17 protein-coding genes and 1 pseudogene are annotated in these 21,263 nt (G+C 70.5%); 7 read left to right on the top strand and 11 right to left on the bottom strand.

Features of this window, described 5'->3' with window-relative positions:
• Positions 1–26: 26 nt before the first annotated feature.
• Positions 27–203 (top strand): annotated as a pseudogene (locus MKK52_RS25130) (plasmid stabilization protein); the annotation flags it as partial.
• Between the two features lie 27 nt (positions 204–230).
• Here MKK52_RS25130 and MKK52_RS25135 read toward each other — a convergent pair.
• Together MKK52_RS25135 and MKK52_RS25140 are read right to left on the bottom strand one after the other, a co-directional pair.
• Positions 231–1,127, bottom strand: a complete 897-nt coding sequence (locus MKK52_RS25135) for a ketopantoate reductase family protein (protein ID WP_313898777.1) — start codon at positions 1,125–1,127, stop codon at positions 231–233.
• Positions 1,124–4,174, bottom strand: coding sequence for an FAD-binding and (Fe-S)-binding domain-containing protein (locus MKK52_RS25140; RefSeq protein ID WP_243959135.1), 3,051 nt, complete (start codon positions 4,172–4,174; stop codon positions 1,124–1,126). Before MKK52_RS25140 ends, MKK52_RS25135 begins: the two co-directional genes overlap by 4 nt.
• A gap of 96 nt (positions 4,175–4,270) precedes the next feature.
• On the opposite strand from MKK52_RS25140, the gene MKK52_RS25145 reads away from it, so the two are divergent.
• From MKK52_RS25145 to rpmG, 6 genes are all read left to right on the top strand, one after another.
• Positions 4,271–4,609 carry a DUF29 domain-containing protein gene (locus MKK52_RS25145; protein WP_243959137.1) on the top strand — a complete coding sequence of 113 codons (339 nt, stop codon included), beginning with the start codon at positions 4,271–4,273 and terminating at the stop codon, positions 4,607–4,609.
• 145 nt (positions 4,610–4,754) lie between these two features.
• Positions 4,755–7,064 (top strand): ribonuclease R, encoded by a 2,310-nt coding sequence (gene rnr / locus MKK52_RS25150; protein ID WP_243959139.1) that lies wholly within the window; start codon positions 4,755–4,757, stop codon positions 7,062–7,064.
• Between the two features lie 20 nt (positions 7,065–7,084).
• A complete protein-coding gene (locus MKK52_RS25155) occupies positions 7,085–7,546 on the top strand; it encodes a DUF983 domain-containing protein (protein WP_243959141.1) in 462 nt (153 codons plus the stop codon).
• Positions 7,506–8,246 (top strand): NUDIX hydrolase, encoded by a 741-nt coding sequence (locus tag MKK52_RS25160; protein WP_243959143.1) that lies wholly within the window; start codon positions 7,506–7,508, stop codon positions 8,244–8,246. The genes MKK52_RS25155 and MKK52_RS25160 overlap by 41 nt, the downstream gene beginning before the upstream one ends.
• Positions 8,247–8,299: 53 nt before the next feature.
• Complete coding sequence (locus MKK52_RS25165) at positions 8,300–9,448, top strand: MFS transporter (protein ID WP_243959754.1); 1,149 nt, start codon at positions 8,300–8,302, stop codon at positions 9,446–9,448.
• 108 nt (positions 9,449–9,556) lie between these two features.
• On the top strand, positions 9,557–9,724 hold the full coding sequence (gene rpmG / locus MKK52_RS25170; RefSeq protein ID WP_243959144.1) for a 50S ribosomal protein L33: 168 nt from the start codon (positions 9,557–9,559) through the stop codon (positions 9,722–9,724).
• Between the two features lie 60 nt (positions 9,725–9,784).
• Here rpmG and MKK52_RS25175 read toward each other — a convergent pair whose 3' ends face one another.
• From MKK52_RS25175 to MKK52_RS25215, 9 genes are all read right to left on the bottom strand, one after another.
• Positions 9,785–10,690, bottom strand: coding sequence for a LysR family transcriptional regulator (locus MKK52_RS25175; protein WP_243959146.1), 906 nt, complete (start codon positions 10,688–10,690; stop codon positions 9,785–9,787).
• Between the two features lie 78 nt (positions 10,691–10,768).
• Positions 10,769–12,430, bottom strand: coding sequence for an OFA family MFS transporter (locus MKK52_RS25180; protein ID WP_243959148.1), 1,662 nt, complete (start codon positions 12,428–12,430; stop codon positions 10,769–10,771).
• A 165-nt stretch (positions 12,431–12,595) separates the two neighbouring features.
• Positions 12,596–12,889 (bottom strand): formate dehydrogenase subunit delta, encoded by a 294-nt coding sequence (locus MKK52_RS25185; protein WP_243959150.1) that lies wholly within the window; start codon positions 12,887–12,889, stop codon positions 12,596–12,598.
• A 5-nt stretch (positions 12,890–12,894) separates the two neighbouring features.
• Entirely contained in the window at positions 12,895–15,750 is a 2,856-nt protein-coding gene (fdhF, locus tag MKK52_RS25190; protein ID WP_243959153.1) for a formate dehydrogenase subunit alpha, read from the bottom strand.
• 10 nt (positions 15,751–15,760) lie between these two features.
• Positions 15,761–17,320: a formate dehydrogenase beta subunit gene (locus MKK52_RS25195; protein WP_243959155.1), complete on the bottom strand. Its 1,560-nt coding sequence runs from the start codon at positions 17,318–17,320 to the stop codon at positions 15,761–15,763.
• Complete coding sequence (locus MKK52_RS25200) at positions 17,317–17,793, bottom strand: formate dehydrogenase subunit gamma (protein ID WP_243959157.1); 477 nt, start codon at positions 17,791–17,793, stop codon at positions 17,317–17,319. The genes MKK52_RS25195 and MKK52_RS25200 overlap by 4 nt, the downstream gene beginning before the upstream one ends.
• A gap of 260 nt (positions 17,794–18,053) precedes the next feature.
• Entirely contained in the window at positions 18,054–18,710 is a 657-nt protein-coding gene (locus tag MKK52_RS25205) for a glutathione S-transferase family protein (protein ID WP_243959159.1), read from the bottom strand.
• A 90-nt stretch (positions 18,711–18,800) separates the two neighbouring features.
• Complete coding sequence (locus MKK52_RS25210) at positions 18,801–19,262, bottom strand: cytochrome c-type biogenesis protein (protein ID WP_243959161.1); 462 nt, start codon at positions 19,260–19,262, stop codon at positions 18,801–18,803.
• Positions 19,259–21,262 (bottom strand): heme lyase CcmF/NrfE family subunit, encoded by a 2,004-nt coding sequence (locus MKK52_RS25215; protein WP_243959163.1) that lies wholly within the window; start codon positions 21,260–21,262, stop codon positions 19,259–19,261. The genes MKK52_RS25210 and MKK52_RS25215 overlap by 4 nt, the downstream gene beginning before the upstream one ends.
• Between the last annotated feature and the right edge of the window lies 1 nt (position 21,263).

A 21,263-nucleotide genomic window follows, 5' to 3' on the forward strand; every position in this document is an offset into this window, starting at 1 on the left:
CGCCGCTTCCGTCGGGAGGACGTGTCATGTCCCAGGGCGACAAGTCGAAATACACGGACAAGCAGAAGCGCAAGGCCGAGCACATCGCCGAGTCCTATGAGGACCGGGGCGTTCCGGAGAAGGAAGCCGAGGCCCGCGCCTGGGCCACCGTCAACAAGGACGACGGCGGCGGCAAGCATCCCGGCGGATCGGGCCGAGCTAAGGCCGGGACCGCGAAGGGGTAGCGCCCCTCAGGGCTCCACCAGCCTCACCAGCGTGTGCAGCACGCGGTTCGCCGGGGTCGGGATGCCCAACCGCTCGCCCTCGCGGACGACGAGGCCGTTGAGATGGTCGATCTCCGTCCGGCGGCCCCGGGCGAGGTCCTGGGCCGTGGAGGAGCGCTGCTCCGCCATGGTCGCCGCGATGGCGCGGACCTGATCCAGCATGTCCTCCGGCAGGCGCACGCCGCTGGCCTGCGCCACCGCGCGGCATTCGGCGGTGACGTCCGCCAGCACGGCCGCGACGCCCTCGCCGGCGAAGAGCCGCCCGTAGGGCTGGCCGCCCAGCGCCGAGAGGGCGTTCCAGGCGCAGTTGATCGTGAGCTTCGCCCAGAGGGCGTCCCGCACCCGCTCGGAGACGGTGGCCGGGATGCCGGCCGCGTTCAGATGGTCCGCGACCGCCTCGCCGCCCGGCCCGAGGATCAGGTCGCCCCGCCCGTGGTGGCGGACATGGCCCGCGCCCTCCATGGCGGTGGCGACGTAGACCGCCACCGGCACGACCGGCCGCCCGAGGATCGAGGCCAGCCGCTCGCCGTTGTCGACGCCGTTCTGCAGGCTGAGGATCACGGCGCCGGGCGCCAGATGCGGCCGCATGGACCGTCCGGCCTCCTCCGTATCTCCCGACTTCACGCAGACAAGGACGCAATCCGCCCCGGCCACGCCCTCCGGCCCGGTGACGGCGTTGAGCGCGACGGTTTCGCGTCCCTGCGCGGTGTCGAGAACGAGACCGCGTTCGGCCACGGCCTCCGCCAGCGCCGGTCGACCGATCAGCGTGACCGGATGCCCGGCCTTGGCCAGCACGGCGCCGTAATAGCAGCCGACCGCCCCCGCCCCCATCACGGCGACGCGCATCGTGCGGGCCTCGCTCACGCCGCCGCCTTGCGGGGCGCCGCGACGGCGCTCGTCCGCACATGGTCGAGGAGCGCCCGCACCGGATGGCGCAGGCGGATGCCGTCCACGAGCTTCGCCTGGGAGCGGCAGGAATAGCCATCTGCCAGGAGATCCCCCGCCGACGCGGCGACGTGGTGCGCCCAGCTCTGCCGATAGATCGTCTCGGAGGTCGCCCGGTGGCTCGCCTCGTGGCCGTAGGTGCCGGCCATCCCGCAGCAGCCGGAGGCCGGCACGTCGAGGCTCAGCCCGAGATGGGTGAACACCTCCTGCCAATCCTTCACCGCGCCGGGGGCGTTGGTGCGCTCGGTGCAATGGGGCAGCAGCCGGAAGCGCTGGCCGCCCTCCCGCCGGGCGATTTCCCCGAGCCGGCCGGAGAGCCATTCCTGCACCATCTCGACCTTCGGCACCGCTCCGGCCGGCAGCGCGGCGGCGTATTCCGAACGGTAGGTGAGCGTCATCGACGGATCGAGGCCGACGAGGGGCACGCCCTCCGCCGCGAGCGCCCGCAGGGAGGCCGCGCCCTCGGCGGCGACCTGACCGAACCGGGCGAGGAAGCCGTGGACATGGAGCGGCTTGCCGTTCGGCCGGTAGGGCGCCAGCCAGGGCCGGAAGCCGAGTTCGACCAGCAGGGCGCAGAGGTCGGCGACGAGTTCCGCCTCGAAATGCGTGGTGAAGGCATCCTGCACGATCACCACGGACTTCTTGCGCTCCTCCACGCCGAGACCGCGCAGGGCCAGCGGGGTCGCGGTGGCGACGCCGAGACGGCCGAGAGCCCCCGCGAGGTCGAAGGTCGAGAAGGCGGGGATCGCCACCAGCCCGAGCTGGGCCATCACCGCACGGGCGAGGGGGTTGGCGGCGAGCAGGTTGCCGAGCCGCGGCGCCCGCCCCGCCAGGGGCAGCAGCGGTTCGAGGGCCGCGATCACATGGTCCTTCAGGGGGCGCGGGTAGCGCTGGTGGTAGAGCGCCAGGAACTTCGCCCGGAAGGTCGGAACGTCCACCTTGATCGGGCAGGAGCCCGTGCAGGACTTGCAGGCGAGACAGCCGTCCATCGCCTCCTTCACCGCGTGGGAGAAGTCGTCCCGGTTGCCGGCGGGGCGCAGGCTGCGCAGCAGGTCGCCGAGCCAGTTCGGGCGCTCGGCCCTCAAGGCGGCGGCAGGGTCCGCCCCGGCCGCCGTGGCGAGCCGCAGCCATTCCCGCATCAGCGAGGCGCGGCCCTTCGGCGAATGGCGCCGCTCGCGGGTCGCCTTCCAGGACGGGCACATCGCCTCGTCGGTGTCGTAGGAGAAGCAGGCGCCGTTGCCGTTGCAATGGAGCGCGGCATCGAACGCGGCACGGACGGGGGTGGGAATCGTCCGGTCGGCCTCACCCCGGCGGGGCACGCCGTCGATCCGCGTGAGCGGCTGGCCGGCGGCGGAGGCGATCTTGCCGGGGTTCATCCGGTCGCCGGGGTCGAAGGCGCGCTTCACGATCTCCAGCACGGGCATCAGCGGCCCGAAGGTCTCCGGCACGAATTCCGAGCGGAAGCCCTTGCCGTGCTCGCCCCAGAGCAGCCCGCCGTAGCGCTTGGTGAGCGCCACGACGCCCTCCGTCACCTCGCGGATCAGCGGGCCCTGGCGCTCGTCTTTCAGGTCGAGGGCCGGACGGACATGGAGCACGCCGGCATCGACGTGCCCGAACATGCCGTAGCGCAGGCCCTTGGCATCGAGGAGGGCGCGGAACTCGGCGATGTAATCGGCCAGCACCTCGGGCGGCACCGCCGTGTCCTCCACGAAGGGGATCGGCCGTGCCTCGCCCTTCGCCGCGCCGAGCAGGCCCACCGCCTTCTTGCGCATGGTCCACAGCCGCTCGATCGCCTCGCCCCGGGCGATGGTGTAGCCGACGCGCTTGCCGTGGCTCTCGCGCTCCGCGTCGAGGACGCTCGTGAGCCGGCTCAACGCCGCCGCGACGGCCCCTTCGTCGTCGCCGACGAACTCCACGAGGTTGATGCCCTCGACGGTGCGGCCCGCCGGGTCGTCGGGGAAGAAGGCCCGCACCTCGGCCCAGATCGGGTCCTTGCGGGCGAGGCCGAGCACCGTCGAATCGATGGTCTCGACGGAGGCCGCGCCGAAGGGCATCAGCGCCTGCGCATCCCGGAGCGCCGCGTCGAAATCGACGTAGGAGAGGGCGACCAGGGCCGCCGCCTTCGGGATCGGCAGGACGTTGAGCCGCGCCTCGGCGATGAGGGCCAGCGTCCCCTCGGAGCCGCAGATCAGGCTCTTCAGGTCGAACCGCCCCTCCCCATCGCGCACATGGGCGAGGTCGTAGCCGGTGAGGCAGCGGTTGAGCTTGGGGAAGCGTTCCGCGATGAGCGCGGTGTTCGCGGTGATGGCCTCGTCCACCGTCCGGTGGATCTCCCCGACCCGGCCCGGCTGCGCCTTGGCGGCGGCAAGGCCCTCGGCGTCGAGGGGTTCGGCGGTCCAGACCGTGCCGTCGGTGAGCACGCAGGTCAGCGCCAGCACATGGTCGCGGGTCTTGCCGTAGAGGCAGGAGCCTTGGCCGCAGGCATCGGTGGAGATCATGCCGCCCAGGGTGGCGCGGTTCGAGGTCGAGAGTTCGGGGGCGAAGAACAGGCCGTGCTTGGCGAGTTCCCGGTTGAGCTGGTCCTTCACCACGCCGGGCTCGACGCGAACTGTCCTATTCGCGACATCGATCTCCAGGATCCGGTTCATGTGCCGGGAGGTGTCGACCACGAGGCCATGGCCCAGCGACTGGCCGTTGGTCCCCGTCGCGCCGCCGCGCGGGCGGATGACGATCTCCGTGAAGCGCGGATCGTCCAGCAGGCGGGCGATCCGCACGAGGTCGTCGCGGGTTCTGGGGAAGGCGACGGCGCCGGGCTCGACCTGATAGATCGAGTTGTCGGTGGAAAAGACCGTCCGGTCGGCCGGCGTCAGCGACAGGTCGCCCGCGAAGCCGCGCGCGAGGAGTTCGGCGCAGGCGGCCTCGTAGAGGGGAACCGCGTCGGCGGTGCGGGTGAGAACCGGGATCATGCCACGCGTTCTACACCCGGCGGCCCGCGAGGGAAGCCAAGCGGGCTGGCACTGCCCTTGCCAGTCCGTCGCAGGAGTCACTCACCGGGACAAGGCATGAACGCGGATGTGAAGCGGGTCAGGGACGCCCTGGCCGAATTGATCAAGGCGGCGCTGCTCTCGGACGACGCCAAGAGCCTCGCCTGCCGGGAGGAAGGGGCCGCGCGGTTGAAGGCGCTGGCCGCGAGCCCGCCGGACCCGGCCCATGTCCGGATCGACGGCGCCTGGACGCTCGCCATTCAAGAGGCCGAGACGCCGGAGCTCGCCGACGAGGAGGGACAGGTGAACCTGACGCTGCCGCGCCAGTGCCCGTTCGCCCTCGAAGAGCTGCTGGCACCCGGCTTCGACATCGACGGGGCGGTGGAGACCATCCGCAAGTCGGCCTCGACCGGCTGACGCGGCGACTTGACCGGAGCCAACCTGCGGCATCTGTTGACGAACACGGATGAGTCGTTGCCGTGCGCCGTCTGCGCCACCACCTTCGGGGAGAAGCGCAGGCCGCACGGCCTGCTCGTCCTTTCTCCAGATACGGCACGGATCTTTGGCACCCCGCACCCGCGCGAAGGCGGACACCGCCCTCCCCCAGACGCTCCCCACGCGCGAGCAGATCCTCGCCTTCGTCGCCGAATCGAAGGAACGCGTCGGCAAGCGCGAGATCGCCAAGGCCTTCGGTGTGAAGGGCGGCGCGGCGAAGATCGAGCTGAAGGCGATCCTCAAGGAGATCGAGGGCGAAGGTGCCCTAGAGCGCGGGCGCGGCGGCCTCGCGGAAGCCGGGCGCCTGCCGCCGGTCGTGCTCGCCGACATCCGCTCCCGCGACCGCCACGGCGATTTCCTCGCGGTGCCGGTGGAGTGGACCGGCGAGGGCAAGCCGCCCTCCATCGTGCTCATGCCGGTGCGCGGCGGGCGGGGCGCCAAGCGCCCGGCGCCGGGCATCGGTGATCGCGCCCTGATCCGCGTCGAGCGTGACGCGGAGGGCGGCTATTCCGGCCGGATCGTCAAGGTCATCGGGAAGAACAAGGCCGAGATCATCGGCGTCTACCGGGCGGGCGCCCAGGGCGGGCGGATCGTGCCCGTCGAGAAGAAGGGCCAGGGCAAGGAGATCCTGATCCCGCCGGGCGAGGAAGGCGAGGCCCGCGACGGCGACCTCGTGAGCGTTACGTTCGAACGCGAGACCCGCTTCGGCTTGCCCAAGGGCCGGGTGAAGGAGCGGCTGGGCTCGCTGGGCTCCGAGAAGGCGGTGAGCCTCATCGCCCTGCACATCCACGGCATCCCGCACGTCTTCGCGGACGCGACGCTGGCCGAGGCCGACGCGGTGAAGGCCGCCACGCTGAAGGGCCGCGAGGATTGGCGCGACCGCCCGCTCCTGACCATCGACCCGCCCGACGCCAAGGACCACGACGACGCGGTAATGGCCGAGCCCGACGAGGACCCGGCCAATGCCGGCGGCTTCGTCGTGACGGTCGCCATCGCGGATGTGGCGGCCTATGTCCGCCCCGGCACCAGCCTCGACCGGGAGGCTTTGGAGCGGGGCAACTCGGTCTACTTCCCCGACCGCGTCGTGCCGATGCTGCCGGAGCGCATCTCGAACGACCTGTGTTCGCTGCGCGAGGGCGAGGACCGGCCGGCGCTCGCCGTGCGCATGGTGATCGCCGCCGACGGGACGAAGCGCAAGCACACGTTCCACCGGGTGATGATGCGCTCGGCGGCGAAGCTCTCCTACGCGCAGGCCCAGGCCGCCATTGACGGCCACGGCGACGAGAAGACCGGGCCGCTCCTCGACAAGGCCCTCAAGCCCCTCTGGGCCGCCTACGCGGCCCTGCGGACGGCGCGCGACCGGCGTGGGCCGCTGGCCCTCGACCTGCCCGAGCGCAAGGTGCTGCTGACGCCGGAGGGCGGCGTCGACCGGGTGATCGTGCCCCAACGCCTCGACGCCCACCGGCTGATCGAGGAGTTCATGATCCAGGCCAACGTCGCCGCTGCCGAGACTTTGGAAGCGGCCAAGCACCCGCTGATCTATCGGGTCCACGACGAGCCGGCCGTGGAGAAGGTGCGGGCGCTGGGTGAGGTGCTGGCCTCCGTCGGCATCAAGCTGCCGAAGGAGGGCGCCCTGCGCCCCGACCTGTTCAACCGCATCCTGCGCTCGGTGGCCGAGACGGAGCATGCGGTGTTCATCAACGAGGTCGTGTTGCGTTCGCAGGCGCAGGCCGTCTACGCCTCCGAGAACCTCGGCCATTTCGGCCTGAACCTGCGCCGCTACGCGCATTTCACCTCGCCGATCCGGCGCTACGCCGACCTCATCGTCCACCGGGCGCTGATCTCGGCCTGCAGGCTCGGATCGGGCGGCCTCTCGCCGGACGTGTCGGCGGGCGACCTCGCCGCCATCGGCGAGAGCATCTCCGCCACGGAGCGCCGGGCCATGGCCGCCGAGCGCGAGACTATCGACCGGCTCATCGCGGGCCATCTCGCGGACCGGGTCGGCGCGACCTTCGCCGGGCAGATCTCCGGCGTGACCCGCGCCGGCCTGTTCATCAAGCTCGACGAGACCGGGGCGGACGGCTTCGTGCCGATCTCGCAGCTCGGCGCCGATTACTTCCGCCACGAGGAGGGCCGCCACGCCCTCGTCGGCGAGCGCACGGGCGAGACCTTCCGCCTGGGTGACCGGGTGGAGGTGCGCCTCGTGGAGGCCGCGCCGGTGGCCGGGGCGCTGCGCTTCGAGTTGCTGAGCGAGGGCAGGAAGAGGGGCGGCGGCGGGACGAGCAAGGCTCCCGGACGGCCGTTCAAGGCGGCCCCGCCCGGACGCCCCTCCGGCATCCGCAACACCGGCACGCGCCATCGTGGCTCGCGCCGCTGAGTTCGTTGGGGAAGGGAAGAATGCCCACGACGCAGACGCCCACCCGCACGGGGCTGATCCGCTCCCTGGCGCGCGGCTTCATCGGCCGCTGCCCCCATTGCGGGGAGGGCAAGCTGTTCGGCCGCTTCCTGAAGGTGCGGCCGCATTGCGAGGCGTGCGGCCTCGAACTGCACCACCACCGCGCCGACGACCTGCCGCCCTACGTGGTGATCTTCATCGTCGCCCACATCGTGGGCTACCTGATCCTGGAGACGGAGAGCGCCTACGACGTGCCCCTGTGGGTGGAGATGGGCGTCTGGCCGGTCTTCACCCTGATGCTCGCCCTCGGCCTGTTGCAGCCGGTGAAGGGGGCGGTCGTCGGCCTGCAATACGCCCTTGGCATGCACGGCTTCGCCGCGCTACCGCAGGCCCGCCCCGCACCGGGGCCGGAGGAGACACGCCTTGCCCCAGCCGGACCCGGCGCCCCCGCAAGCCGCACCTGAGGCCCCCCGTCCGTCCGCGAGCCTGCGCCCCCGCGACGCCGCGACGATGATCGTCCTCGACCGCCGGGGGCGGGGCGGGCCGAAGGTGCTGATGGGCCGGCGCAACGCCCGGCTCGCCTTCATGCCCGGCAAGTTCGTCTTCCCCGGCGGCCGCATCGAACTAGGCGACCGCTCCATGGCCGTGGCCGGCGCCCTGCCCGATTACGCCGAGGCCGCCCTGGCCCGCCGCATCTCCCGCCCGCCGCACCATCTCGGCCGCGCCCTGGCGCTCGCCGCGATCCGCGAGACCTACGAGGAGACCGGCCTGATGCTCGGCACCGCCGAGTACGGCCCGCCGGAGGACGTGCCGGAGGGCTGGGAGGCCTTCCAGCGGCACGGGGTGCTGCCGGACCTCGAAGCCCTGCACCTCGTCGCCCGCGCGATCACGCCGCCCAAGCGCGTGCGGAGGTTCGACACGCGCTTCTTCGCCGTGGACCGCACGGGCGTCGCCGCCGAGGAGCCCGGCCGGGTGAGCGAGGACAGCGAGTTCACCGAACTCGCCTGGGTGCGCCTCGATGCGGCGCGCAAGCTCGACCTGCCCTTCATCACCCGTGCCATCCTCGACGAGTTGGAGGCGCAGATCGCCGTGGACTTCGCGCCCCACCGGCAGATCCCCTTCCATTACGAGCGCTACGGCCGCCGCGAGCGGGAGTTTTTGTGACAGAGTTCAACGGATCCGGCCCCGTCGCGGCGGCCGGAGGACGCGGCGGCTGGATGCCGACCGAGCGGGAGCGCGTCGCCGCCATCGCGGCGGCCATCGCCTGCGTCGCGGTGGTGGGCATCGGCCTCAGCCTGTCGATCCCGCTCCTCTCCCTGGAGATGGAGCGGCGGGGGGCGTCGAGCACGCTGATCGGCCTCAACACGGCGATGGCCGGCATCAGCAGCATCCTGGTCGTGCCCTTCGTGCCGCGCGTGGCGTCCCGGATCGGCGTCGTGCCCCTGCTGACCCTGTCGCTGATCGTCTCGGCGGCGAGCCTCGTCGCCTTCCCGCTCCTGCCCGGCCTGTGGCCGTGGTTCCCCCTGCGCTTCGTGTTCTCGGCGGGGCTCGGGGTGCTGTTCGTCCTGTCGGAATATTGGATCAACGCGGCGGCGCCCCCGGAGCGGCGGGGCCTCGTCCTCGGCATCTACACCACCGTGCTGGCGCTGGGCTTCGCCACCGGGCCGGTGCTGATCACCCTCGTCGGCACGACGGGGCTCTGGCCCTACCTGACCGGCGCGCTCCTCGTGCTTGCCGGCCTCCTGCCCGTGCTCCTCGCACGCGGCCTGTCGCCCGCCGTCGAGGGCGGGACCGGACGCGGGGTGTTCGGCTATGTCCGCTTCGCCCCCGCTGCCCTTTTCGCGGCCCTCCTCTACGGCGCCGTCGAGACCGGCATCTTCGCGATCCTGCCCCTCTACGGATTGCGCCTCGGCTACGACGCGCAGGGGGCGGCGGGGCTCGTGAGCCTGATCGCGCTCGGCAACGTGCTGTTCCAGATCCCCTTCGGCTGGCTCGCCGACCGGTTCGACCGGACCCTCGTCCTCCTCGGCACCAGCCTCGGCTGCGCCGTGGGCTCGGCGCTGATCCCGGCGGCGTCCGGGTCCGCGACCGCCTTCGCGATCCTGCTGTTCCTCTGGGGCGGGCTCGCGGGCACGCTCTACACGGTGGGGCTCGCCGCCCTCGGGGCGCGGGTCTCGGCGGTGGATCTCGCGGGTGCCAACGCGACCTTCGTGGTGCTCTACAATGTCGGCCTGATCCTCGGGCCGCCGGTCATCGGCGGCGGGCTCGACCTGATCCCGCCGGACGGTTTCGCCTATGCCCTGCTCGGCCTGTTCCTCGCCTACGCCCTGCCCCTGGCGGGGACGCTGAGGCGCCGCTCCCCTTGACCTGACCGCCCCGATCGGGCATGCCACCCGCCGTATTCGGCCGGGCCTCCCCGGCCCTTTTGCGTTTCGCTCACGCGGCGGAATGCCACCCGCCCAGGAGCAACCGCCATGGCCAAGGCCGTCACCGTCAAGATCAAGCTCGTCTCCACCGCCGACACGGGCTACTTCTACGTCACCAAGAAGAACTCGCGGACGCAGACCGAGAAGCTCACGGCGCGCAAGTACGACCCGGTCGCGCGCAAGCACGTCGAGTTCAAGGAAAGCAAGATCAAGTAAGCACGCTTCACCGCGCTGCTAGACGGGCCGTCCCTCTGGGGCGGCCCTTTTTGTTTGGCCTTAGGCGTCCGCCTCCTGCGCCATGGTCTGCGCGAGCTGCCGCGCCACCGAAACCAACGCCGTCACCATCGGCGTGGAGGGCTCCCGCCGGGGCGCCACGAGGCCGATCGTGTGCACGACGTCGGGGGCGGTGATCGGGATCGCCTGCAGCCCTTCGATGGAGCCCAGCGCGTTGACCAGCACCGCCGGCATGATCGACGCCCAGCGCAGCGTGCGCACATGGCTCATCAGCACGATCATCGAGTTCGATTCGAGGGTCGCGGCCGGCTCGCCCCCGGCGGCGCGGATCTGCTGGTCGATGATCCGCCGGTTCTGCATGTTCGGCGTCAGCAGGCAGAGGGGCACTTGGCCGGTCTCGGCCCAGGTCACCGAGTCGCGCCCGTCATAGGGCCCGCCTGCCGCCGTCACGAAGCGGTAGCGCTCCTGATAGAGCGGCACCGAGACGACGCGGCCCAGGGGCTCGTTGTCGAGATAGGTGAGGCCGGCATCCGCCTCGAGGTTCTCGATGAGGGAGAAGATGTCGGTTGAGGTCGCGGACTCGATCGTCAGGCGCACGTCCGGGTGGCGCTCCCGATAGGGCGTCGTCAGCCGCGCGACCATCGGCAGGGCGGTGGGGATGGCGGCGATGCGCAGGTGGCCCGTGAGGCCCCGCCGCAGGCCGGTGACCTCCTCGTGCATGGCGCGGGCATCGGCCACGATCCGCCGCGCCCAGGCCAGCACCCGCTCGCCCTCCGGCGTGAAGCCCTGGAAGCGCGAACCGCGCAGCACCAGTTGCACGCCGAACCGGTTCTCCAGCTGCTTCACCCCGGCCGAGAGCGTCTGCTGCGTGACGCCGCAGGCCTCGGCCGCGTGGCCGAAATGCTGCTCGCGGGCCAGCGCGAGCAGGAAGTCGAGCTTGTCGATCACGTCGTCATTCCCGGCCCCCGTTCCCCAGGGAGGTAAGCGCCCGCCCGCCCCGGCACAATGCGGCGGGCGCCGGACCCCTTACCGGAACAGGATCAATGCCTTGGAGAGCGTGATGCCGATGCCCCAGAGGATCGGGATACCGACTACCGCCCAGGCGAGCAGCGCCCCGAGGCTGAACCCGCCCCGGCCGATGCCGAACGAGCCCGAGGGCACCTGCCGCGTGCCGGGGGCGGCGCCGAGTGCGGCGACCTCGGAATCCGCCATGAACCAGCGCCGGGCCAGGGGCCGGACGGCGAGGTTGCAGACGAAGCCGACCACGAGGAAGCCGGCCAGCACGTACATGGTGCGCCCGTAGAGGTCGGCGCCCTGCACGCCGGAGGCCGCCTGGATCTCGCGGATCTTCGTCACCACGAACGGCCCGACGATGCCCGCCGTCGACCACGCGGTGAGCAGCCGCCCGTGGATGGCCCCCACGAACTGCGTGCCGAAGATGTCGGCGAGGTAGGCCGGGATGGTGGCGAAGCCGCCGCCATACATCGAGAGGATGACGCAGAAGATCGCCACGAACAGCGCCTGCGAGCCGGCCGTCGCGGCGGAGGGCGCGGCGGCGTAGAGCAGCGCGCCCAGGAGGAAGAACGTGGCGTAGGTGACCTTCCGGCCGATCCGGTCGGAGAGGGAGGCCCAGAAGAACCGGCCCAGGATGTTGAACAGGGACAGGAGCCCGACGAAGCCCGCCGCGATGGCCGCGACCTGCGCCTTCTGGCCGCCGTCCAGCGCGGAGAGCGCCGTGCCCGGCTGGCCGATGAGCGCGCCGCCGAAGATCTCCTGCAGCATCGGGGAGGCCAGCGCCAGCACGCCGATGCCGGCCGAGACGTTGAGACAGAGCACCAGCCAGATCATCCAGAACTGGAACGTCTTGTGCGCGTCCCGCAGGTGGACGTGCCCGGCGGCGATCATCGCGTTGGTAGAGGCGGCGGGCGGCGTCCAGCCCTCCGGCTTCCAGCCGGCCGGCGGCACGCGGTAGCCGAACGCGCCGGCCATCATGAACAGCAGGTAGCCCACCCCCATCACCGCCAGCGTCTGCCAGACGCCGGCCGTGTCGGGGGTGCGGAAGGTCTTGATGAGCAGGTCGGCGAGGGGCGAGCCGATCATCGCGCCGCCGCCGAAGCCCATGATCGCCATGCCGGTGGCCATGCCGCGCCGGTCGGGAAACCATTTGATGAGCGTCGAGACCGGGGAGATGTAGCCCAGGCCGAGGCCGATGCCGCCGATCAGGCCCATGCCGAGCCAGACCAGCCAGAGCTGGTGGATGTAGACGCCGAGCGAGCCGAGCAGGAAGCCGCCGCCCCAGCACAGGGCCGCCACGAGCCCGGCGTTGCGCGGGCCCGCCCGCTCCAGCCAGCCACCGAACAGCGCCGCCGAGAGGCCGAGCACCACGATGCCGATGGAGAAGACGGTGACGAGGTCGCTCACCCGCCAGTCGCAGGTGGTGGTGAAGAGGGCGGTCATCACGCCCATGTCGGGGCAGGCGGCCGCCGCCGGCTTGCCCACCGAGAGCGCGCGGCTCAGGGGCAGCCAGAACACCGAGAGGCCGTAGGCCATGCCGATGCAGAGATGGATGGCGAGGGCGGCGGGGGGAACGAGCCAGCGGTTGAAACCGGGCTTGGCGACGATGCGCTCTCGCGACAGGACGCCATGCGTCTCACCGGGCGCAACTGCACCCGCAAACCCAGTCGTCATGCGTAGCCTCCCGTAACGGCCTCGTTCAACGGGCCGTAATACGAAATGCACTTAGCGCACAGGCCAAGACGAGGCTAGCTCACGGATGACATCCCGAGGCTAATCCCACGGGGAAACCCGATCTTTGTCATCGCGCCGCCATCCATTGCATGGCGGCGCGTCCTTTCAACCGGCGTCGCTGGCGCCGTCACCGAGCTTCTGCGGATCGCGGGTGGCCGCGCGGATCGGGCTCTCGGCCACCGGCTCGTCGATCTGCATCGCCCGGCGGACGAGGATGTCCGCCTTCTCGCCGAAGCCCGGCAGGGCCGCTTCGAGCTTGTGGACCATCTTCGGCGTCCAGAACGCCTCGATGTGCTTGTGGACGCCCGCCACCGCCTCGTCGTCCGGGTAGGACCGGAAGAACGAGGCGATCTGGTTCGCCATGCGCAGGAGCTTGTCTTCCTGGGTGACCGCCGCCATCGGGCCTACTCCGCCGCTTCCTGAGCGATCCGCGTGAGGGAGAAGTCCTCCTCGTAGAACTTCGCCTGCCAGTCGGAGGGCCGGTTGGTCCGCCGCACCTGCACCGCCGTCACCTTGTATTCGGGGCAGTTGGTCGCCCAATCCGAATAGTCGGTGGTGATGACGTTGGCGCCGGTCTTGGCGTGGTGGAAGGTCGTGTAGACCACCCCCGGCTGCATCCGCTCGGACACGCTGGCCTTCAGGGCGATGTCGCCCGAACGGCTCTCCAGGGAGACGAGATCGCCGTCCACGATGCCGCGCAGTTCGGCATCGAAGGGGTGGATCTCCAGCACGTCCTCCTCGTGCCAGCGCGAGTTCTCGGTGCGCCGGGTCTGCGCGCCGACATTGTACTGGGACAGGATGCGGCCCGTGGTGAGGATCAGCGGGAACTTCGCCCCCGTCCGCTCCTCGGTCGGCACGAACTCGGTGATCATGAACCGGCCCTTGCCGCGCACGAAGCGGTCCACGTGCATCATCGGGGTGCCGAGCGGCGCCCTCTCGTTGCACGGCCACTGGATCGAGCCCAGCTCATCGAGCTTGGCGTAGGACACGCCGGTGAAGCTCGGGGTGAGGCTCGCGATCTCGTCCATGATCTGGGACGGGTGATCGTAGTGCATTTCGTAGCCGAGCGCCTTGGCGAGCAGGATCGTGCCCTCCCAGTCGCCGTAGCCGCCCATCGGCGGCATCACCTTGCGCACGCGGCTGATGCGCCGCTCGGCGTTCGTGAAGGTGCCGTCCTTCTCGAGGAACGACGCGCCCGGCAGGAAGACGTGGGCGTATTTCGCCGTCTCGTTCAGGAAGATGTCCTGGATGACGATGCATTCCATCGCCATCAGGCCGGCGGTGACATGGTGCGTGTCGGGGTCCGACTGCGCGATGTCCTCGCCCTGGATGTACATGCCCTTGAACGCGCCCTCGACGGCCTCGTCCAGCATGTTGGTGATGCGCAGGCCCGGTGCGTTGTCGAGCTTGGCCCCCCAGAGGGCCTCGAAGCTCTCGCGGGTGGCGTCGTCCGAGACGTGGCGGTAGCCGGTGAGCTCGTGCGGGAACGAGCCCATGTCGCAGGAGCCCTGCACGTTGTTCTGGCCGCGGAGCGGGTTCACGCCCGCGCCGAGCTTGCCGATGTTGCCGGTGGCCATGGCGATGTTGGCCATGCCCATGACCATCGTCGAGCCCTGGCTGTGCTCGGTGACGCCCAGCCCGTAATAGATGCCGGCCGCGCCGCCCTTGGCGTAGAGGCGGGCCGCGCCGCGCACGGCCTGCGGGTCGAGGCCGGTGAACTGCTCCTGGCTCTCCGGCGAGTGCCGCTCCTCGGCGACGAAGCGCGCCCAGGATTCGAACTCCGGCAGGTCACAGCGCTCGCGGACGTAGGCCTCGTCGATCAGGCCCTCGGTCACGATGACATGGGCCATCGAGTTGATGAAGGCGACGTTGGAGCCGGGCTTCAGCGGCAGGTGGAAGTCCGCCTTGATGTGGGGCGACTTCACGAGGTCGATCTTGCGGGGATCGGCGACGATCAGCTTCGCGCCCTGGCGCAGGCGCTTCTTCATCCGCGAGCCGAAGACCGGGTGGCCGTCGGTCGGGTTGGCGCCGATCACGAGGATCACGTCGGAATGCTCGACGGACTTGAAGTCCTGCGTGCCGGCCGAGGTGCCGAGCGTGGACATCAGGCCGTAGCCGGTCGGCGAGTGGCAGACGCGGGCGCAGGTGTCGACGTTGTTGTTGCCGAAGGCGGCGCGGACCAGCTTCTGGACGAGGTAGGCTTCCTCGTTCGTGCAACGCGACGAGGTGATGCCGCCGACCGAGTCCTTACCGTAGGTCGCCTGGATGCGCTTGAACTCGGAAGCCGCCCGGCCGATCGCCTCCTCCCAGGAGACCTCGCGCCACGGATCCGTGATCTTCTCGCGGATCATCGGCTTGGTGATGCGGTCCTTGTGGGTGGCGTAGCCGTAGGCGAAGCGGCCCTTCACACAGCTATGGCCCTCGTTGGCCTTGCCGCCCTTGTAGGGGACCATGCGCACCACGCGGGTGCCCTGCATCTCCGCCTTGAACGAGCAGCCGACGCCGCAATAAGCGCAGGTCGTCACCTCCGCGTGCTCGGGCTGGCCGAACTCGTGGATCGTCTTCTCCTGGAGCGTCGCGGTCGGGCAGGCCTGGACGCAGGCGCCGCAGGACACGCACTCCGATTCCATGAAGTTCGTCGGCCCGGCGGCGACGCGGCTGTCGAAGCCCCGGCCGGCGATGGTCAGCGCGAAGGTGCCCTGCACCTCCTCACAGGCGCGGACGCAGCGGTTGCAGACGATGCACTTCGACGGATCGTAGGTGAAGTACGGGTTGGACTCGTCCTTCGGGAGGTACTTCTCGGCGGTCGGCACGACGTGGTTGTCGCCCTCGTAGCCGTAGCGCACGTCGCGCAGGCCCACGACGCCGGCCATGTCCTGCAACTCGCAATCGCCGTTGGCGGCGCAGGTGAGGCAGGTCAGCGGGTGGTCGGAGATGTAGAGCTCCATCACCCCCTTGCGCATCTTGGCGAGCTTGTCGGTCTGTGTGCGCACGACCATGCCGTTCTCGGCCGGCGTGGTGCAGGAGGCCGGCGTGCCGCGGCGGCCCTCGATCTCCACGAGACAGAGGCGGCAGGAGCCGAACGGCTCCAAGCTGTCGGTGGCGCAGAGCTTGGGGATCTGCGTGCCGGCGGTCATGGCGGCGGCCATGACGGAGGTGCCGGCCGGGACCGTGACCTCCATCCCGTCGATGGTCAGGGTGACCGTCTGCTCGGCGACCCGGATCGGGGTGCCGTAGTCGATCTCTTTGATGAGGGCCATGGAAGCCTCCTCACTCAGCCGCCGCAGGCAGCGAGCCCGCGCGGCGAAAATCCTCGGGGAAGTGGGTGATGGCGCTCATCACGGGCATCGGCGTCAGGCCGCCCATGGCGCAGAGCGAGCCGTCGGTCATGACCTCGCAAAGGTCCTCGACGAGCTTGAGATTCGCCTCGGGCCGGATGCCGGCGATCACCTTGTCCATCGTCTCGACGCCGCGCGTCGCGCCGATGCGGCAGGGGGTGCACTTGCCGCACGACTCGGTGGCGCAGAACTCAAAGGCGAAGCGGGCCTGGGAGGCCATGTCGACGGTGTCGTCGAACACGACGATGCCGCCATGGCCGACGAGGCCCTTCTTGGCCGCCATCGCCTCGTAATCGAGGGGCGTGTCGAGCAGGTGATCGGGGAAGTACGCCCCGAGCGGCCCGCCGACCTGCACGGCCCGCACCGGACGGCCCGAGCGGGTGCCGCCGCCATACTCCTGGATCACCTCGCGCAGGGTGATGCCGAAGGCGAGCTCGATCAGGCCGCCATGCTTGATGTTGCCGGCGAGCTGGATCGGCAGGGTGCCGAGCGAGCGGCCCATGCCGTAATCGGCATAGGCCTTGGCGCCGTTATCCAGGATCCACGGCACGGCCGTAAAGGTCATCACGTTGTTGACCAGCGTCGGCTTGCCGAGGAAGCCCTTGAGCGCCGGGATCGGGGGCTTGGCCCGCACGATGCCGCGCTTGCCCTCCAGGCTCTCCAGCAGCGAGGTCTCTTCGCCGCAGATATAGGCGCCGGCGCCGAGGCGGACTTCCAGATGGAAGGCCTTGCCCGAGCCGAGGATGTTCTCGCCGAGCACCCCCGCCTTCACGCCGTTGGCGATGGCCTCCTTCAGGGTCTCGAAGGCCTGCGGATATTCGGAGCGCAGGTAGATGTAGCCCCGCGTCGCGCCCGTGGCGACGGCGGCGATGGTCATGCCCTCGATGAGGTTGAAGGGGTCGCCCTCCATCATCATCCGGTCGGCGAAGGTGCCGGAATCGCCCTCGTCGGCATTGCAGACCACGTATTTCTGGTCCGCCTTGGCCAGCATCACCGTGTTCCACTTGATGCCCGCCGGGAAGCCGGCGCCGCCGCGCCCGCGCAGGCCCGACTCGCGCACCGCCGTCACGATGCCCTCGGCATCGAGCTTCAGCGCCGCCTCAAGGCCGCGATAGCCGCCATGAGCCCGGTAATCCTCGACGGAGACCGGATCGATGACGCCGCAGCGGTGGAAGGTCAGGCGCTGCTGCTTGGCGAGGAACGGGATTTTCTCCGGGTCGCCCAGGCGTAGGGCATGCTCGCCGCCGGTCGGGAGACCGCCATCGAGGAGGGCGTCGATGTCCTTGAGCGTCACCGGCCCGTAGGCGACGCGGCCCTCGGGCGTGGCCACCTCGACCATCGGCTCCAGCCAGAACAGGCCGCGCGAGCCCGTGCGGACGATGATGACGTCGAGGCCGCGCCGCTCGGCGCCCGCGAACAGCGCGCGGGCGACCTTGTTGGCGCCGAGCCCGAGGGCCACGGCATCGCGGGGGACGTAAAGCGTGACGCTCACTGGCGTACCTCCGTCAGGGCGGCTTCCAGGGCGTCGGCGGTGAGATGCGCGACGGGTTCGCCATCGACCAGGGCGGCCGGGCCGTTGGCGCAGAGGCCGAGGCAATAGACCGGCTCCACCGTGGCGGAGCCGTCGGTGGCCGTGCCGTGCCAATCGCAGCCGAGGCGGCCGAGGATTTCGCGGTGCAGGGAATCCGAGCCCATCGCCTGACAGGCCTCGGCCCGGCAGAGCTTCACCTCGTGGCGGCCGGCGGCCGGCGCCTTGCGGAAGTCGTGGTAGAAGCTGACGCAGCCGAACACCTCGGCGTTCGACACGTTCAGGGCATCGGCGATCAGGGGGATCGCGCCGTGATCCACGTAGCCGAAGGTTTCCTGCAGCGCGTGCAGAATCGGCAGCGTGGCGCCTTCGAGATGGCTGTGCTCGGCGATGATGCCCGAGGCCCGCTCGTGGCTCCAGGGCTCGTGACGCGGCATAGGTTTCCTGCCCAGTCTGTTCCTGTTCTAAGTCGAAGTGGAACAGAATTGCAGGCGCGCTTCAATCGCGCTGTCCGGTGGGCCGACAAAGGACGTCTGTTGAACTGTTACCTTGCGGGCGACCGATCGACCCGTCCGCCCTCAGCGTAAGGCCGTGCTACCGAAACCTTTCACCAGCGTTTGCAGCGGGCTGACGACATCCTCGGCCACGGCGAACGGCTGTCGAGCTTGCCGCGCGACATGCAGAAAAGTGCCGGCCGTCAGAACTCCATGTCGAGTTCTTCGATCTCCTCCGGCTCCTGGGCGGCCGCCTCGGCCCACTCGATCATGAGCGGCCAGTGCAGGATCGTGTCGCGGTAGGCGGCGGCGCCCGGCGGCAGCGCCACGTCGTAGGTGCGGAAGCGGGTGCAGACGGGGGCGAACATCGCGTCCGCGAGGGAGGGCGTCTTCCCGAACAGATACGGGCCCTCGTAGCGGTCGAGGCAATCGTCGAAGATCGTGACGATGCGCTCGATGTCGGCCTTGGCGCCGTTGAACACCCGGAAGCCGGGGTGGAACGCCTTCAGGTTCATCGGCAGGGCGGAGCGCAGGTTCACGAAGCCCCCGTGCATCTCGCCCGCGATGGAGAAGCAATGCGCCCGCTCGGCCCGACCCTCCGGCAGCAGGCCGGCCCTCGGGAAGGTCTCGTGCAGGTAGGCGGTGATGGCGAGGGTGTCCCACACGACGATGTCGCCGTGGCGCAGCCGGGGCACGAGGAAGGAGGGCGAAAGGTGCAGCAGCTCCGCCCGGCTGGTCGTGTCCTCGCCGGACAGGAGTTCGGTGGAGAAATCGAGCCCCGCCATCCGGCAGATCAGCCAGCCCCGCAGGGACCAGGAGGAATAGTTGCGGCTGGAGATGGTCAGCGTCGCAGCGGTCATCGTCCCCTCCCGGCTTCGTATGATCCGCTGCCAGATCCAAGACTCGTGCCGAACGGTCCGGAGGGGCGAATCAGGCCGATGGGAACGAGCCTACTCCCGTCGCAGCAGCGCGGCGACCTCCGCCTCCTCGGCGGCCGAGAGGTGCCGTACGGGGGCGGTAGGGCGGCGGCGCGCGAGGCGCCACAGGCCGAACAGGCCGAGCACCACGGCGAGCGCGGGCGTCAGCCACAGGATCAGGGTGTGAAGGGCGAAGACCGGGCGCAGCAGGACGAACTCGCCGTAGCGGGCGACGATGTAGTCCCGCACCGCCTCGTTGCTGTCGCCCTTCGCCAAGCGGTCGCGCACCAGCAGGCGGAGGTCCTTGGCGAGCGGCGCGTCGGAATCGTCGATGGACTGGTTCTGGCAGACGAGGCAGCGCAGCCCCTCGGAGATCTCCCGCGCCCGGTGTTCCAGGGCGGGGTCCTTCATCACCTCGCCCGGCTGCACGGCAAGCGCCGGCAGCGGGGCGAGGAGGAGCGCGGCGGCGAGCGCGCAGCGGGCCGTCACGCTCATTCCGCAGGCACCGCGCTGGCGGGAAGGGCACGGCCCTTCGCCTTGGCGGGGGCGCCGACGCGCATCCGCCGGTCGGTGAGCGAGAGGCCGCCGCCCAACGCCATCACCACGGCGCCGAGCCAGATCAGCAGCACCAGCGGCTTGTAGTAGAGCCGCAGGCCGATGGCGCCGTCCTTCCCGACCTCGCCGAGGCTCGCGTAGACTTGGCTGGCGCCGATGGTGAGCAGGCCGGACTCGGTCACGGTCATCTGCCGGCTCGGGTAGAAGCGGCGGCCGGTCTCGACCTTGCCGATCTCGTTGCCCTCGCGGTTGCGGATGGTGAGGAAGGCGCCCGCCTCCTCGTAGTTCGGGCCCTTGCGCGGAGCGACCGAGTCGAGCGTCGCCACGTAGGGGCCGACCGTGAGCGTGCCTCCGGGATTGAGGCTTGCCAGCCCCTCGCTCGCCCAGCCCTGGGCGGCGATGCCGATCACCACCACGCCGACGCCCGCATGGGCGAAGGCTGTGCCCCAGGCCGAGCGCGGCAGGCCGATGGCCCGGCGGGCGATCTCCCCGGCCGCGCGGGTGCGCCGCGCGCCGTAGCCGCGGGCGCGGCCGACGATCTCCAGCACGGAGCCGATGATCAGGTAGGCGCCGAGCCCGATGCCGACCGGCGCCATCCAGGGCCCACCCGAATGGAAGGCCAGCACCGCGAGACCGGCGGCGAGCGCCAGGGCGAGGGCGAAGAACAGGCGCTGCGTCGCGGCGTGCAGGTCCCCGCGCTTCCAGGCCAGGGCCTGACCGAACGGCACGATGAGCAGCAGCGGGATCGCCAGGGGCACGAAGGTGGAATTGAAGAAGGGCGGGCCGACGGTGATCTTGTCGCCGGTCAGCATCTCCAGAAGCAGCGGGTAGAGGGTGCCCACGAACACCGTCGCGCAGGCCGCGACGAGGAACAGGTTGTTGAGGACGAGCGACCCCTCGCGGGAGATCGGCGCGAACAACCCTCCCTGCCGCAGCAGCGGCGCCCGCCACGCGAACAGCGCGAGCGACCCGCCGATGAACAGGACGAGGATGGCGAGGATGAACACGCCGCGCGTCGGATCGGTGGCGAAGGAATGCACCGAGGTCAGCACGCCCGAGCGGACGATGAAGGTGCCCACCAGCGAGAGCGAGAAGGTGAGGATGGCAAGCAGCACCGTCCAGACCTTCAGGGCATCGCGCTTCTCCATCACCACGGTGGAATGGAGCAGCGCCGTGCCCGCGATCCACGGCATCAGGGAGGCGTTCTCCACCGGATCCCAGAACCACCAGCCGCCCCAGCCGAGCTCGTAATAGGCCCAGTAGGAGCCCATCGCGATGCCAAGCGTCAGGAAGCACCACGCGGAGAGGGTCCAGGGCCGCACGGCCCGCGCCCAGACGGCGTCGATCCGGCCCTCGATCAGCGCGGCGGCGGCGAAGGCGAAGGAGATCGAGAACCCGACATAGCCAAGGTAGAGGAGCGGCGGGTGGATCGCGAGGCCGGGATCCTGCAGCAGCGGGTTCAGGTCGCGGCCCTCGAGCGGCGCCGGCACCACGCGGGTGAACGGGTTCGAGGTCGTGATGATGAACAATAGGAAGACGAAGCTGATCAGCCCCTGCACGCCCAGCGTGTTCGCCCTGAGCTTCGGCGGCACCGAATTGCGCGCGGCGGCGACGCAGGCGCCGAACAGGGTGAGGATGAGCACCCAGAGGAGCATCGAGCCCTCGTGGTTCCCCCACACGCCGGAGATCTTGTAGATCAGCGGCTTCTGCGTGTGCGAGTTCTCGACCACGTTCTGGACCGAGAAGTCCGACGTGACATGCGCCCAGGTGAGGGCCGCGAAGGCGAAGAGCACGCAGGCGAAGGCGCCGAGCGCCGCCTGGAAGGTGGCCTGCCGCAGGGTCGGGTCGCCCGAGCGCGCCGCCCAGACCGGCATCGCCGTCTGGACGAGGGACAGGGCGAGCGCCAGGGCGAGGGCGAAATGTCCGGTCTCGACGATCACG

This window comes from Methylobacterium sp. J-067 (genome assembly GCF_022829465.1).
GTDB lineage: Bacteria > Pseudomonadota > Alphaproteobacteria > Rhizobiales > Beijerinckiaceae > Methylobacterium > Methylobacterium litchii.